Source organism: Cupriavidus sp. SIMBA_020, from assembly GCF_046535395.1.
In the GTDB taxonomy this organism is placed as follows: Bacteria; Pseudomonadota; Gammaproteobacteria; order Burkholderiales; family Burkholderiaceae; genus Cupriavidus; species Cupriavidus campinensis.
On the sequence record NZ_JAWRWU010001868.1, the window covers coordinates 1 to 228 of the forward strand.

A 228-nucleotide genomic window follows, 5' to 3' on the forward strand; every position below is an offset into this window, starting at 1 on the left:
TGCGGCGGCGGTGCTCAACGGCCTCAACCTACTACTGGGCTGCTTCCTAATGCAGGAGTCGCATAAGGGAGAGCGTCGAGATCCCGGACACCATCGAATGGCGCAAAACCTTTCGCGGTATGGCATGATAGCGCCCGGAAGAGAGTCAATTCAGGGTGGTGAATGTGAAACCAGTAACGTTATACGATGTCGCAGAGTATGCCGGTGTCTCTTATCAGACCGTTTCCC

General features: G+C 54.8%; 1 protein-coding gene. It reads left to right on the forward strand.

Annotated elements, in window-relative coordinates:
* Nucleotides 1–164: 164 nt before the first annotated feature.
* The coding region (locus tag SB751_RS36080) for a LacI family DNA-binding transcriptional regulator (protein WP_202863478.1) at nucleotides 165–228 on the forward strand (64 nt) is incomplete at its 3' end.